Source organism: Micromonospora sp. NPDC002411 (assembly GCF_053592955.1).
Genome location: NZ_JBSFBM010000040.1, coordinates 14283 through 28179, shown reverse-complemented (window position 1 = coordinate 28179; position 13897 = coordinate 14283). Strand labels below are relative to the sequence as shown.

Here is a 13897-nt window from a genome sequence, read left to right as displayed (position 1 = left end):
CCCTGCCGCTGCCGGACGACGCGGACGCGACGGCGGAGCTGCGCGCGGTCGCCGAGGGCGCGCTGCTCGGCGGGTACCGGTTCGCCGGTTACAAGACCCGACCCCAGCCGACCCGGCGGGAGCCGGTGGCCGAGGTGCTCATCGCGGTGCCGGACGCCGGCGACGCGGGCGCCCAGGCGGAGGTCACCCGGGCCGAGGCGGTGGCGGGCGCGGTCCGCACCAGCCGGGACTGGGTGAACACCGCGCCGAACGAGCTGCGTCCGCCGTCGTTCGCCGACGCGGTCGCCGACGCCGCCCGTGCGGCGGGTCTCGACGTCGAGGTGCTGGACGAGGCGGCGCTCGTCGCCGGCGGGTACGGCGGCATCGTCGCGGTCGGGCAGGGCTCGGAGGCTCCGCCGCGGCTGGTGAAGCTCACCTACACCCCGCAGAGCGGTGGCAACGGCAAGCGGGTCGCGCTGGTCGGCAAGGGCATCACCTTCGACACCGGCGGCATCTCGATCAAGCCGGCGCAGGGCATGTGGGAGATGAAGTCCGACATGGCGGGTGCCGCCGCGGTCGGCGCGGCCATGCTGGCGATCGCCGCGCTGAAGCCGTCGGTGGCGGTCAGCGCCTACCTGCCGATGGCCGAGAACATGCCGTCGGGCACCAGCTACCGCCCGGGCGACGTGATCACGATGTTCAACGGCAAGCGGGTCGAGGTGCTCAACACCGACGCCGAGGGCCGCATGGTGCTGGGCGACGCCATGGCCCGCGCCTGCGCCGACGGCACCGACTACCTGTTCGAGACCTCCACCCTGACCGGTGGTCAGGTCATCGCGCTGGGTAAGCGGATGGCCGGCGTGATGGGCACCCCGGAGCTGTGCGAGCGGGTCCAGACGGTCGGGGACGCGGTCGGCGAGCCGGCCTGGCCGATGCCGCTGCCGGATGACGTGCGTAAGGGCATGGAGTCCGACGTGGCGGACATCTCGCAGGTCAACGCCGGGATGGACCGGGCCGGTCACATGCTGCAGGGCGGCGTGTTCCTGCGCGAGTTCGTCACCGACGACGTGGCCTGGGCGCACATCGACATCGCCGGGCCGGGCTACCACTCCGGTGAGCCGACCGGCTACTGGACCAAGGGCGGCACCGGCGTCCCGGTCCGCACCCTGGTGCAGCTCGTCGAGGACGTCGCCACCAACGGCTGACCGAACGCGAAGGGGCCCCCTACCCGGGGGCCCCTTCGCGTTTCTCAGTACCGCTCGGGGCGACGTTTGCGGCGCTCGTTGAAGTCGCGCATTCGCTGCGGGTAGCCCATCAGTCGCACGTCGTACACCGGGATGCCCATCCGGTACGCGAAGCGCCGTGCGCCGTCCGGACCGTCGATGCGCCGGCGGGTCCACTCTCCGTCATCGGCGATCAGGATGACAGTGGTCTCGGTCACCGTCGTCCTGGGCTCGATGAACGCCTCGACACCGCGCCGACTCCGGATGAAGTTCTCCAGATGGTCCAGATCGCCGCGGTCGGCGGCACGGTCATGGCTCGGCACAGCCGTCTGTTTGCGGCGCCGGAACAACCCCACCGGTCTCTCCCCCAGCTTTACGTCATCGACAACGGTGCCAAGGGTACGTGTCGATGACGTGTCGTTGGGCACCTCGGTACGCACCCTGTGCCCAGTGGTGACAAGATGACCGAGGTGGGGTGTGTCCGTGTTACAACCCCGTGACCCCCGATGCAGCGACGCGACCTGGGAGTTGGACGTGAGCGAGCCGAACGAAGCGACCTTCGACATCGTCATTCTCGGAGGTGGCAGCGGCGGCTACGCGACCGCGCTGCGCGCCGTCCAGCTGGGCCTGAAGGTCGCGCTGGTCGAGAAGGGCAAGCTCGGCGGGACCTGCCTGCACAACGGCTGCATCCCGACGAAGGCCCTGCTGCACGCCGCCGAGATCGCCGACCAGACCCGTGAGTCGGAGCAGTTCGGTGTGAAGGCCGAGCTGGTCGGCATCGACATGGCCGGGGTCAACTCGTACAAGGACGGCGTGATCGCCCGCCTGTACAAGGGCCTGCAGGGCATGTTGAAGGGCAACAAGTCGATCACCATCGTCGAGGGCCACGGCAAGCTGGTCGGCAAGAACGTGGTCGAGGTGGACGGCAAGCGTTACACCGGCCGCAACATCGTGCTGGCCTCCGGCTCGTACGCGAAGAGCCTGCCCGGCCTGGACGTCGACGGCGAGCGGATCATCACGAGCGACCACGCGCTCACCCTGGACCGGATCCCCTCGTCGGCGATCGTGCTCGGTGGTGGCGTGATCGGCGTCGAGTTCGCCAGCGTGTGGAAGTCCTTCGGCGTGGACGTGACGATCGTCGAGGCGCTGCCCCGACTGGTCGCCGCCGAGGACGAGGAGTCGTCGAAGGCGCTGGAGCGGGCGTTCCGCAAGCGGAAGATCAACTTCAAGGTCGGCAAGCCGTTCGAGAAGGTCGAGAAGACCGACAACGGCGTCAAGCTGACCATCCAGGGCGGCGAGACCGTCGAGGCCGAGCTGCTGCTGGTCGCCGTCGGTCGCGGTCCGAGCACCGCCAACCTCGGGTACGAGGAGCAGGGCGTCAAGATGGACCGCGGCTACGTGCTGACCGACGAGCGGCTGCGCACCAGCGTGCCGAACGTCTACGCGGTCGGCGACATCGTGCCCGGCCTCCAGCTCGCGCACCGGGGCTTCCAGCAGGGCATCTTCGTGGCCGAGGAGATCGCCGGGCAGACCCCCGCCGTGATCGACGAGGTGGGCATCCCGCGCGTCACCTACTGCGACCCGGAGCTGGCGTCGGTGGGCCTGACCGAGGCGAAGGCCAAGGAGCAGTACGGCGCCGACAAGGTCAAGTCGTACAACTACAACCTGGGCGGCAACGGCAAGAGCCAGATCCTCAAGACCACCGGCTTCGTGAAGCTGGTCCGGGTGGAGGACGGCCCGGTGGTCGGCGTACACATGGTCGGCGCCCGGGTCGGTGAGCTGATCGGTGAGGCTCAGCTCATCTACAACTGGGAGGCCTACCCGGCCGAGGTCGCCCAGCTCGTGCACGCCCACCCGACCCAGAACGAGGCCCTGGGCGAGGCGCACCTGGCCCTCGCCGGCAAGCCGCTGCACGCGCACGCCTGACAATCAACCGCGGCGTCCGGCGACGGGCGAAGATCCCACCAGGGGAATGAAGGAGTCTCAGAAAATGCCGGTATCGGTCACCATGCCCCGGCTCGGCGAGAGCGTCACCGAGGGCACCGTCACTCGCTGGCTCAAGCAGGAGGGCGACACGGTCGAGGTCGACGAGCCCCTGCTCGAGGTCTCGACCGACAAGGTCGACACCGAGATCCCGTCGCCCGCGGCGGGCGTGCTGAGCCGGATCGTGGTCGGCGAGGACGAGACCGCCGAGGTCGGCAGCGAACTCGCTGTCATCGCCGGTGAGGGCGAGTCCGCCGGCGGCGGCGAGGCCGCCCCGCAGGAGCAGGCCCCGGCCGAGGCGGTCGAGCCGGCCGCCGAGCCGACGGCCGCCGCCGAAGGCACCGCCGACCAGGTGGCCCAGGACGAGGCCCCGGCCGAGGCGCCGGCTCCGGCCGCCGCCTCGTCGGGCGAGGGCACCGCGGTGAAGATGCCGGCCCTGGGCGAGAGCGTCACCGAGGGCACCGTCACCCGCTGGCTCAAGCAGGTCGGCGAGACCATCGAGGTCGACGAGCCGCTGCTGGAGGTCTCCACCGACAAGGTGGACACCGAGATCCCGTCGCCGGTCGCCGGCACGGTGCTGGAGATCAAGGTCGCCGAGGACGAGACCGCCGCTGTCGGCGCCGACCTGGCGATCATCGGCGCGTCCGGCGGGGCTCCCGCGCAGGCGAAGCCCGAGCCGAAGCCCGAGCCCCAGGCGGAGGCCAAGCCGGCGCCGAAGGCCGAGCCGAAGCCGGAGCCGAAGGTCCAGGAGCCGACGCCGGGCACGTCGTACAACGAGCCGGCCGCGGAGACGGAGAGCTCGGCGCAGCCGGCGAAGACCGAGCAGGCCGCGCAGCCGGCCGCGCCGACCTCGACGCCGCCGCGCCCGTCCGCCCCCGCTCAGGGTGGCGGCGAGGACGCCGCCGGGTACGTCACCCCGCTGGTGCGCAAGCTCGCCGCCGAGCACGGTGTGGACCTGTCCGCGCTCAACGGCACCGGTGTCGGTGGCCGGATCCGCAAGCAGGACGTGCTGGAGGCTGCCGAGAAGGCGAAGGCCGCTCCCGCTCCCGCCGCCGCACCGGCTGCCGCTCCTTCGGCGGCTGCTGCCAAGCCGGCCGTCAAGCCGGAGCCCAGCGCGAAGCGGGGCACCACGGAGAAGCTGCCGCGGATCCGGGCGACCATCGCCAAGCGGATGCAGCAGTCGCTGCACGAGACGGCGCAGCTGACCACTGTCGTCGAGGTCGACGTCACCAAGGTCGCCAAGCTGCGGACGAAGGCCAAGGACTCGTTCCAGGCCAAGCACGGCGTGAAGCTGTCCTTCCTGCCGTTCTTCGCCCTCGCCGCCATCGAGGCGCTGCAGACCCACCCGATCATCCAGGCCAGCATGGACCTGGAGGGTGGCACGATCACCTACCCGGCTGCCGAGCACCTCGGCATCGCCGTGGACACCGAGCGCGGTCTGCTCGTGCCGGTCATCCACAACGCCGGTGACCTCAACATGGGCGGCATCGCCAAGCGGATCGCCGACCTGGCCGAGCGCACCCGGGCCAACAAGATCACCCCGGACGAGATGGCCGGGGCGACCTTCACGCTGACCAACACCGGCAGCCGGGGTGCCCTCTTCGACACCCCGATCGTGCCGTCGCCGCAGTCGGCGATGCTCGGCACGGGTGCCGTGGTGAAGCGGCCGGTAGTGGTGAACGACCCGGAGCTGGGCGAGGTCATCGCGGTCCGGTCGATGGTCTACCTGGCCATGTCGTACGACCACCGGCTGATCGACGGTGCCGACGCGGCCCGCTTCCTGACCGCGGTCAAGGAGCGGCTGGAGGGCGGCAACTTCGAGTCGGAGCTGGGCCTGGCCTGATCCGTCTGCACGCCGAAAGGGCGCCCCGGTCGACGACCGGGGCGCCCTTTCCGTTTCCGGCCTCAGCTCTTGAGCAGGGCGGTCGAGACCTGCCAGAGTCGCTCGGCGGCCTCCGGGTCCAGCGCGTAGTCGGCGACCCCGGTTCGCTGGCCCGGCTGGGCGGGGGCGGCCTCCTGGCAGTCCTCGAAGTAGCGCCCGCCCACCTCGTCGAGCAGTGGTGACGCGGCGACCAGGACGGAGGTGGCGGCACCCTGCTCGACGGTCTTCCAGGCCGCCGCGTTGCCCGACCGCATCCGGTCCAGTTCCTCCTTGCTCACGTAGCGCTGCAGGTTGGTCTGGATCGCGCCGGGCATCAGCGAGTTGGTGTAGATGCCGTCGTCGGACCAGCGCCGGGTCGCTTCCACGGCGAACAGCACGTTTGCCGTCTTGGACTGCCCGTACGCCTGCCACGGCTCGTACTCCCGGTTGTCGTACTGGATGTCCTCGAAGACCACCGGTGAGCGCAGGTGGGCGGCGGAGCTGACCGAGACGATCCGGGCCCCGTCACCGGCCGCGAGTGCCGGGCGGAGCCCGTTGGCGAGCGCGAAGTGCCCCAGGTGGTTGGTGGCGAACTGCATCTCCCAGCCCTGCGGTGTACGGGACAAGGGCGCGGCCATGATGCCGGCGTTGTTGACCAGGATGTGCAGCGGGCCGTCCCAGTTGGCGACGAAGTCGGCGATCGAACCCTGGTCGGCGAGGTCGAGCGGGGCGACCAGGACCCGGTCGTTGCCGGTGGTGCCGGTGATGTCGTCGGCGGCCTTCTGACCGGCGTCGGGGTTGCGGACAGCCAGGGTGACCTCCGCTCCGGCGCTGGCCAGAGCACGGGCGGTTTCCACGCCGATGCCGGACGACCCACCGGTCACGATCGCCCGGCGCCGGACGAGGTCGACGCCCTTGATCACGTCCATGGCGGTGGAGTGATGGGTGAACGAGGTGGTGATCGGCTTGTTCGTGGTCATGATCCATCCTTGTCCGGGGTGGGTGGGACCGACCGGCCCGCTGGCGTAGGCGGCAGTCCGGGTGGTTTCCCGGCCCGGGCCGGAGGTAACGCGGGTTGCCCCCGCCATCGCTGTTCGCCCCTCCGACCTGCCCGGACGCTGCCAGAGTGGGTTCGTGGGCGGTCACCGGCGGCGTGGGCAACTGGGACCGGCCGTCCCGATTGCTCCCGGTGCCCGGGTGGACAAGTTCGAGGTCTTCTTCGACCTGGTGTTCGTCTTCTCGTTCTTCATCATCACCCGGGCGACCGCCGCGAACATCTCCGGCCGGCAACTGCTGCACGCCGGCCTGGTGCTCGCCGTGCTCTGGTGGATCTGGGTGGTGCACAGCCTGGTCGCCACCCGGGTCCGGCTCGGCGAGGGCTACGTCCCGGTGCTCATGGTGATCGCGATGGTCGCCCTGTTCGCGTTCGCGTTGGCGCTGCCGCAGGCGTTCAGCGATCCGAAGGGCAGCGCGGCAGGCCCGATGCTGGTCGCCATCAGCTACGTGGTGGTCCGGGCCGTCCACATGATCCTCTACCAGCATGTGGTGCGGGACAGCCCGCAGGAACGCCGGCAACTGCGGCGCTTCGCCCCGGAGTTGGCGGTGAGCATCGTGCTGCTGCTGGCCGCCGCGCTGATCCCGCCACAGATCGCCGACCCGGACGATGCCGCCATGGTCCGCGACGGGCTGTGGATCACCGTGGTGGTGGTGCAGTACGCCACCGGCTTCATCGTCGGCACCTGGGGCTGGGGGGTGACCAGCGCCGAACACTGGACGGAGCGCTACGACCTCATCCTGATCATCGCGCTGGGCGAGTCGATCATCTCCACTGGAGTGGGCGGCAACCTGCTCGGCAAGCCGGTGACCTGGCCGGCGGTGGCCGCCGCCGCGCTCGGCATCGTGATCACCGCCGCCCTCTGGTGGGCGCACTTCGACTTCATCGGACCGGCCGCCCGGATCGCCCTGCACGCGGCCGAGGGCGCACCCCGGGTGGCGATGGCCCGCGACGCGTACGCGTATCTCTACCTGCTGATGATCGCCGGCGTGATCCTCTTCTCCATCGGCAACGAGGAGATCCTGCACAAGATCACCGACCCGGCCGGTGGGATCGCCGAAGCGGTCGACGGTCCGGCGGTGCCGATGCTCTTCGGTGGGTTGATCTGTTATTTCGCGGTCAACCTGGCGTTCCAGCTGCGCACCCTGCACACCGTCAGCTGGACCCGGGTCGGCGTCATTGTGGCGCTGACGGCGGCGCTCCCGATCGGTCAGCACCTGCCGGCGCTGGGCACGCTCACCCTCGCGGCAGTGATCTGTGTGGGTCTGGTGGCGGTGGAGGTGTTGGTGATGTCGCAGTCCCGGCACGCGCTGCGGTCCGCTGTCTTTCAGGAACGGACCACCCACGAGGCACACGAGGCCGCCTGGCGTGCGCGTTGGCACGACGTCCCGGAGAGCGACGAGCCGACGGCTCCCTGAGCGGCGGACCCCGGTGACAGGGCGGCACCGGCCCGTCCGGTCGGGATAGACTCCGGCGCAGCGTCGCGGTGTACCCGGCACGAAGGCCGCCGTGGACATGGAGGCGCGGGGACAGCATGGGACCAACGTGCACCCAACCGGTTCACCGGCCGACCGGCTCGCCGCCGTCGGCAATCAGATGATCGAGATCCACCTCTGGCTCAGCGCGGAACTGGCCCGTCTCACGGCAGACCTCGACACCCCGTCCCGGGATCTGCGGGCGCACTGCCTGGCCTTCTGCACCGCGCTCGGACGACACCACACGGGTGAGGACGCTGGCGCGTTCCGGCTGCTGGCCGAGCAGGTCCCCGAACTGCGTCCGGTGATCGCGAACCTGATCACCGACCACGAGGTGGTGGCGGGCATCCTGGAGCGGGTCGAGGCGTTACTGGCCGGCGACGTCGCCGTGCCGGTCGACCAGGTACGCGGTGAGCTGGACGGGTTGGCCGCCCTGCTCCAGTCGCACTTCCGCTACGAGGAGAAGCGGCTGGTCAACGCTCTGAACGCGCTCACCGGTCGACCCGGGACAGCCGAGGAACTGCTCGGCCTGACCGCACCGCCCGGCTGAGCCGTGATCGACTCCGGCCGGCCGGTCTCAGCGACCGTCATGACGACGACGGACCGGGCAGCCGCTCGTAGTAGCGGATCTTCTCCCGGAGGTGCTCGTACTGGCGCTGGAGCAGGTCCATCTGCTCCTCGACCCGTACCGCGTGGTGTTGCAGCAGCTCACAACGCTCGTCGGCGGTGTGTTCACCCTCGCGGGCCAGTTGCGCGTAGCGGCGCATCTGCGCGATCGGCATGCCGGTGTCGCGCAGGCAACGGAACAGCTCCAGCCAGCCGAGGTCGTCGTCGGTGAAGACCCGCTGCCCACCCGCCGTCCGATCCACGTCGGCGAGCAGGCCGATCTTCTCGTAGTACCGCAGGGTGTCCAGGCTGAAGCCGCTGCGGCGGGCGGCCTCCGAGGGGGCGTAACCGCTCATGTCGCGAGATGGTAGCGCTTGACCTGGAGCGCGCTCCAGGTTGGAGGCTGGTCCGCATGACGACGACACGAACGTTGGGACGCAGCGGCATCACGGTGAGCGCGATCGGGATGGGGTGCTGGGCCATCGGTGGCCCCCTCTGGGGTGAGGACCGGCAGCCGTTCGGCTGGGGCGACGTCGACGACGACGAGTCCATCCGCACCATCCACCGCGCGCTCGACCTCGGGGTGACCCTGTTCGACACGGCCAGCAACTACGGCGCGGGGCACAGCGAGCGGATCCTCGGACGGGCAGTGGCCGGCCGACGGGACGACGTGGTGATCGCCACGAAGTTCGGCAACGTCAGCGAGGAGGCCACCCGGCGGGCGCTCGGCACCGACGCCAGCCCGGCCTTCGCGGTACGCAGCCTGGAAGACTCGCTACGCCGGCTCGGCACCGACCACGTCGACCTCTACCAACTGCACATCAACGCGCTGCCGGTGCCCGCCGCGCTCGATCTGGTCGACACCCTGGAGGCCCTGGTCGACCAGGGCAAGATCCGGGCGTACGGCTGGAGCACCGACGACCCGGCCTCGGCGGCGGCGTTCGCGACCGCCGGCCCGCACTGTGCCGCCATCCAGCACGATGAGTCGGTGCTGCGGGACAACGCGGCGGTGCTGGCGGTCTGCGACACCCACGACCTGGCCAGCCTCAACCGTGGGCCGCTGGCGATGGGGTTGCTCACCGGGTCGACCCGGGCGGTCGGGGCGGACGACGTACGCGGTCGGGCACCGGAGTGGCTGGAGTGGTTCACCGACGGTCGGCCGACGCCACGCTGGGCGACACGGGTCGAGCAGGTCCGCGCGGCGCTCACCGCCGACGGTCGGACGCTCGCGCAGGGCGCGCTGGGCTGGCTGCTGGCGCGCAGCCCGCGTACGGTGCCGATCCCGGGCCTGCGCACGGTGGCGCAGGCCGACGAGAACCTGGCCACCCTGGCGCTCGGGCCGCTCGACGCCGAGGCGTACGCCGAGGTGGAGCGTCTCCTGGCCGACCTGCGCCACGCCTGACCCCACCCCGCATCCACCGGCGGCGTTCTGGACGAAGATGGGGGTATGCGGATCCTTCTGGCCGGCGCGTCCGGCTTCCTCGGCACCCGGCTGGCCGATCGCCTGACCGCCGACGGACACCAGATCACCCGGCTGGTCCGGCGTCCGCCGCGTACCCCCGACGAACGGCAGTGGAACCCGTCCGCCGGGCAGCTCGACCCGGTTGCGGTCGCCGAGGCGGACGCGGTGGTCAACCTGGCCGGCGCGGGCGTGGGCGACAAGCGCTGGAACGACGATTACCGGCGGTTGATCCGTACCAGCCGGGTGGACAGCACCACCACGCTGGCGACCACCGTCGCCGGGCTGCCCGCCGACGACCGCCCCCGGGTGTTGCTCAACTCCTCGGCCGTCGGGTGGTACGGCAACACCGGCGACCGGGTGGTCGAGGAGGACGCGCCGGCCGGTGAGGGCTTCCTGGCCGACGTCTGCCGGGTGTGGGAGGCCGCGACCCGACCGGCCGAGGACGCCGGGGTACGCGTCGTGCGCCTGCGTACCGGCCTGCCGCTGCACCGCGACGGTGGTCTGCTCAAGCCGCAGTTGCTGCCGTTCAAGCTGGGCATCGCCGGCCGGCTGGGTAGCGGCCGGCAGTGGCTGCCGTGGATCTCGATGGAGGACTGGCTGGACGCGACCCGCTTCCTGCTCACCCACGACGAGATCTCCGGCCCGGTCAACGTGGTGGGGCCGAACCCGGTGACGAACGCCGAGTTCACCCGCGAGCTGGCCCGACAGCTGCACCGGCCGGCGATCGTGCCGATTCCCGCGCTGGCGCTCAAGGTGGCCCTCGGCGGCTTCGCCCACGAGGCCCTCACCAGCACCAGAGTCCTCCCGAGCGTCCTCACCCGAGCCGGCTACCCGTACCACCACCCCACTCTCCCCACCGCCCTGACCGCAGCCCTGAAGGGCTGACCAGCGCGTTGATCAAGAGGTTTGCGTCATCCGGTAGCCGGAATCTGACGCAAACCTCTTGATCAACGTGGCGCGGGAGGGGTCAGCAGCCGATCACCCAGTAGTTGGGGGCGGTCTGCTTGAGGGCGCTGGTGTAGAAGGTGTTGTACAGACCCATCCGCTGGTTGGAACCGTTGGCGTAGGCGTAGCCACCGGACTGGTACGCCCGGCCGGCCGTCACGTGCGCGTAGTTGCTGGCCGTCACGCAGGTCGCCGGCACGGTCGGGGTCGGCGTCGGGGTCGGCGTGACCGTCGGGGTCGGCGTCGGGGTGACCGTCGGCGTGGGGGTCGGGGTGGTGCCGCCGCCGTTCAGACCGAAGAAGAGCGCGTCCCGGTACGTCGAGCAGATGGTGTCCAGGAAGTAGGCGGCGGCGGTGCCGCACTGGTCCGCACCGGAGCCCGGGTCGACCGGGGTGCCGTGGCCCATTCCGGAGACCCGGTAGAGGCGAACGTCGTCGTTGCCGTACACCTCGAGGGTCGTGTTGCCTGGCAGCGACGACGTGCTGCTCGGGGTCTGCGAGACCCCGCGCACGTTGGTCCACTGGTCGCGGGACTCGGTGCCGTTGAGCGGGGTGACAGTGGTGTCGGAGGTCCCGTGCCAGATGGCCACCCGGGGACGCGGGCCGGTGTAGCCGGAGTACGCGCCGCGCACCAGGTCGCCCCAGGCGGCCGGGGTCTTGTCCGCGCCCGGGTTCATGCAGCTGAACGCGTTGACCATGCTGGTGGCGCAGCGGTACGGGATCCCCGCAATGATCGACCCGGCGGCGAAGACGTCCGGGTAGGTGGCGAGCATGACGGCGCTCATCGCCCCGCCCGCGGAGAGACCGCTGACGTAGACCCGGGAGCCGTTCACGCCGAAGTTGGTCTTGGCGTGGTCGACCATCTGCTTGATGGACAGCGCCTCACCCTGACCTCGGGTGGTGTCACCGGCCTCGAAGAAGTTGAAGCAGGAGTTGGCGTTGTTGCCGGAGGGCTGCTGGGCGACGATCAGTGTGAACTTCCACTGGTCGGCGTACTTCTGCCAGCCCGAGTTGGAGAAGTATCCGGAGGCGTTCTGGACGCAACCGTGCAGGAGGACGACGGCCGGGGAGTTGGCCGGCAGGTTGTCCGGTCGGTAGGCGTACATCGCGAGGTTGCCCGGGTTGGAGCCGAACCCGGTGACCTGGGTGAGGGTGGCGGCCTGGGCGGGTGCGGCGATGGCGAACACACCGGCCAGGGCCAGGGAGAGCCCGGCGACCGCGCCGATCAGCCGGGTGAGGATGGACGAGGAGCGGCGCACGGCAGCCTCCTGGAAGCGGCGGACTGTGAACTGGGTCACGGTCGAATTGCCGAGACGTTACGACGATGTGTCGCCGCTATGACATGGGGCACACTCACACATTTACGGCGACCGCTGTGTACGCCGAACCAGCGACCGCCGGACCGGAAGGGGAACCCACCACAACCGCCGGTCTGACCGGCCTGTCCAGGTCCGGTTGGTAACGTCCGCTGCGTGCCGTCCTCCCCGTCGCTGGCCACCGGGCCCGCCCCAGCGTCACCGCCGCGCGTCGTCCGGGATCGCCGGGCCGACCTGATCGTCGTGTTGGTGGCGCTCGCGCTCGCCGTCTGGGTGACGAGTGGCCTGTGGCGGGACCCGAACACCCGCACCATCACCGTCAACTCCAGCGACCAGGCTCTCTTCGAATGGCTGCTGGCCTTCGGCGGGCACGCGGTCACCCACGGGGACAACCCGCTCTTCACCTACCTGATCAACGTCCCGGACGGCGTGAACCTCGCTGTCAACACCTCGATCACGGTGTACGCGGTGGTGTTCGCCCCGCTCACGTACCTCATCGGGCCGCCGGCGACGTTCCTCGTGATCCTCACCCTGAACCTGTTCGCCACCGCGCTGGTCTGGTACTGGTTCCTCTCCCGGCACCTGGTCCGCAGCCGGCTGGCCGCCGGGATCGGCGCCCTGTTCATCGCCTACTCCCCCGGCATGGTGTCGCACGCCAACGCCCACCTGAACTGGACCGCCGGCTGGCTGGTGCCGCTGCTGATCTGGCGGCTGTTCGCGCTACGCCGGGCGGGGCACTGGCTCCGCGACGGGGTGATCCTCGGCGTGCTGGTCGCGGTGGCCTTCTCGATCGCCGCCGAAGGGCTCTTCTTCACCGCGCTGGCGCTCGGGGTGTTCGTCGCCGTCTGGGCGCTGCACCCGGCCAACCGCGCCGAGGCACGCGCCGTGCTGCCCACCTTCCTGCGCGGGCTCGGGGTGACCGCAGTGGTCGCCGGCGTCCTGCTGTCGTACCCGCTGTGGTTGCACTTCGCCGGGCCGCAACGGTTCCACGGCACAGGTTTCGACCCGGTGATCCACTCCGAGGACATCGCGGCGTTCGCCGCCTTCCCGCGCCGCTCGCTGGCCGGCGAGGCGGGGCTCGGCACCTCGCTCGCACCGAACCCGACGGAGGAGAACTCCTTCTTCGGCGTCCCGCTGCTGGTGCTCACCGTGATCTGCTTCGTCGCGCTCTGGCGACGGGCCGACGCGAGCCGCCGGGCCACCCTCTGGGCGCTGGGCGCCCTCGCGCTGATCTTCTCGGTGCTCTCCTTCGGCCCGGTCGCCAAGGTCGACGGACGCCGCATCGACCTGCCCATGCCGTTCGACGTGCTCGGTCAGCTTCCGGTGGTGAACGCCGCGCTGCCCGCCCGGCTTGCACTGATCGTCGCGCCGGTCATCGGGCTGGTGCTGGCGTACGCCGTCGACCGGTTGCGCGCCGCGCCACCCCGGTACCGCCCCACGGAACTGGCCTGGGTGATCGGGTTCGCGGCGGCCCTGGTGCCGTTGCTGCCCACCCCGCTGCTGACCGACGAGCGGGAGCCGATCCCCCGGTTCATCACCTCCGGCACCTGGCGGGAGTACGTCTCACCGGACGGGGTGCTCACCCCGGTGCCGCTGGCCGTCGACATCTACCCGGACGGCCAGCGCTGGCAGGCGTACGCGTTGTCGCACCGGCAGGGCGAGTTCGCCATTCCGGGCGGCTTCTTCCTCGGCCCCGGAGGGCCGGACGGGCGTGGCCGGATCGGCCCGATCCCGCGCACCCTGAGCGCCCTGATGGACCAGGCCGGTCGCACCGGCCTGGTGCCGATCATCACCGACGGGACCATCCGGGACGTCCAGTCGGACCTGCGGCACTGGCGGATCGAGACGGTGGTGCTCGCCGACCAGGTGCACGGCGCGAAGTTCGAGGTCGACGAGGAGGCGCTGCGGCGTACCGGGACCGCCCTGTTCGGCGAGCCGCAACGGGTCGACGACGTCTGGCTCTGGCGCATCCCGCCCGCCGACCGGTGATCCGT

The 13897-nt window shown here is 70.8% G+C and carries 12 protein-coding genes; 8 read left to right on the top strand and 4 right to left on the bottom strand.

Annotated elements, in window-relative coordinates:
* On the top strand, window positions 1–1184 hold a 1184-nt coding region (locus ACWCO3_RS07905), incomplete at its 5' end, for a leucyl aminopeptidase (protein WP_450009064.1).
* A gap of 44 nt (window positions 1185–1228) precedes the next feature.
* On the opposite strand, the gene ACWCO3_RS07900 is transcribed toward ACWCO3_RS07905, so the two are convergent.
* The gene (locus ACWCO3_RS07900; RefSeq protein ID WP_145785515.1) at window positions 1229–1558 is read right to left on the bottom strand and encodes a hypothetical protein; all 330 of its coding nucleotides are present in this window, start codon (window positions 1556–1558) and stop codon (window positions 1229–1231) included.
* A gap of 178 nt (window positions 1559–1736) precedes the next feature.
* On the opposite strand from ACWCO3_RS07900, the gene lpdA reads away from it, so the two are divergent.
* Both lpdA and sucB read left to right on the top strand, forming a co-directional pair.
* Window positions 1737–3128 carry a dihydrolipoyl dehydrogenase gene (lpdA, locus tag ACWCO3_RS07895; RefSeq protein WP_145779637.1) on the top strand — a complete coding sequence of 464 codons (1392 nt, stop codon included), beginning with the start codon at window positions 1737–1739 and terminating at the stop codon, window positions 3126–3128.
* A 64-nt stretch (window positions 3129–3192) separates the two neighbouring features.
* Window positions 3193–5028, top strand: a complete 1836-nt coding sequence (gene sucB / locus ACWCO3_RS07890) for a 2-oxoglutarate dehydrogenase, E2 component, dihydrolipoamide succinyltransferase (RefSeq protein WP_450009062.1) — start codon at window positions 3193–3195, stop codon at window positions 5026–5028.
* A 62-nt stretch (window positions 5029–5090) separates the two neighbouring features.
* On the opposite strand, the gene ACWCO3_RS07885 is transcribed toward sucB, so the two are convergent.
* Complete coding sequence (locus ACWCO3_RS07885; RefSeq protein WP_145779635.1) at window positions 5091–6026, bottom strand: SDR family NAD(P)-dependent oxidoreductase; 936 nt, start codon at window positions 6024–6026, stop codon at window positions 5091–5093.
* Window positions 6027–6180: 154 nt separating this feature from the next.
* Between ACWCO3_RS07885 and ACWCO3_RS07880 the strand changes: the two genes are divergently transcribed.
* Window positions 6181–7518, top strand: a complete 1338-nt coding sequence (locus tag ACWCO3_RS07880; RefSeq protein WP_145779634.1) for a low temperature requirement protein A — start codon at window positions 6181–6183, stop codon at window positions 7516–7518.
* A 127-nt stretch (window positions 7519–7645) separates the two neighbouring features.
* Window positions 7646–8125: a hemerythrin domain-containing protein gene (locus ACWCO3_RS07875; RefSeq protein ID WP_244311600.1), complete on the top strand. Its 480-nt coding sequence runs from the start codon at window positions 7646–7648 to the stop codon at window positions 8123–8125.
* A gap of 37 nt (window positions 8126–8162) precedes the next feature.
* Here the strand turns inward: ACWCO3_RS07875 and ACWCO3_RS07870 are convergent, their stop codons facing one another.
* The gene (locus tag ACWCO3_RS07870; RefSeq protein WP_145779633.1) at window positions 8163–8537 is read right to left on the bottom strand and encodes a MerR family transcriptional regulator; all 375 of its coding nucleotides are present in this window, start codon (window positions 8535–8537) and stop codon (window positions 8163–8165) included.
* A 56-nt stretch (window positions 8538–8593) separates the two neighbouring features.
* Here ACWCO3_RS07870 and ACWCO3_RS07865 point away from each other — a divergent pair, with 56 nt between their 5' ends.
* Window positions 8594–9583, top strand: coding sequence for an aldo/keto reductase (locus tag ACWCO3_RS07865; RefSeq protein ID WP_145779632.1), 990 nt, complete (start codon window positions 8594–8596; stop codon window positions 9581–9583).
* A 45-nt stretch (window positions 9584–9628) separates the two neighbouring features.
* Window positions 9629–10528: a TIGR01777 family oxidoreductase gene (locus tag ACWCO3_RS07860; RefSeq protein WP_358166446.1), complete on the top strand. Its 900-nt coding sequence runs from the start codon at window positions 9629–9631 to the stop codon at window positions 10526–10528.
* An 82-nt stretch (window positions 10529–10610) separates the two neighbouring features.
* Here ACWCO3_RS07860 and ACWCO3_RS07855 read toward each other — a convergent pair whose 3' ends face one another.
* Window positions 10611–11846 carry an extracellular catalytic domain type 1 short-chain-length polyhydroxyalkanoate depolymerase gene (locus ACWCO3_RS07855; protein ID WP_145785513.1) on the bottom strand — a complete coding sequence of 412 codons (1236 nt, stop codon included), beginning with the start codon at window positions 11844–11846 and terminating at the stop codon, window positions 10611–10613.
* A 213-nt stretch (window positions 11847–12059) separates the two neighbouring features.
* Here ACWCO3_RS07855 and ACWCO3_RS07850 point away from each other — a divergent pair, with 213 nt between their 5' ends.
* The gene (locus ACWCO3_RS07850) at window positions 12060–13892 is read left to right on the top strand and encodes a DUF2079 domain-containing protein (protein ID WP_450009059.1); all 1833 of its coding nucleotides are present in this window, start codon (window positions 12060–12062) and stop codon (window positions 13890–13892) included.
* The last annotated feature ends 5 nt before the right edge of the window (window positions 13893–13897 follow it).

Excerpts from the sequence above, each read along its gene's own strand:
- sucB (WP_450009062.1), top strand. The coding sequence starts at position 3,193 with ATGCCGGTATCGGTCACCATGCCCCGGCTCGGCGAGAGCGTCACCGAG.
- ACWCO3_RS07885 (WP_145779635.1), bottom strand. The coding sequence starts at position 6,026 with ATGACCACGAACAAGCCGATCACCACCTCGTTCACCCATCACTCCACC.
- ACWCO3_RS07870 (WP_145779633.1), bottom strand. The coding sequence starts at position 8,537 with ATGAGCGGTTACGCCCCCTCGGAGGCCGCCCGCCGCAGCGGCTTCAGC.
- ACWCO3_RS07865 (WP_145779632.1), top strand. The coding sequence starts at position 8,594 with ATGACGACGACACGAACGTTGGGACGCAGCGGCATCACGGTGAGCGCG.
- ACWCO3_RS07860 (WP_358166446.1), top strand. The coding sequence starts at position 9,629 with ATGCGGATCCTTCTGGCCGGCGCGTCCGGCTTCCTCGGCACCCGGCTG.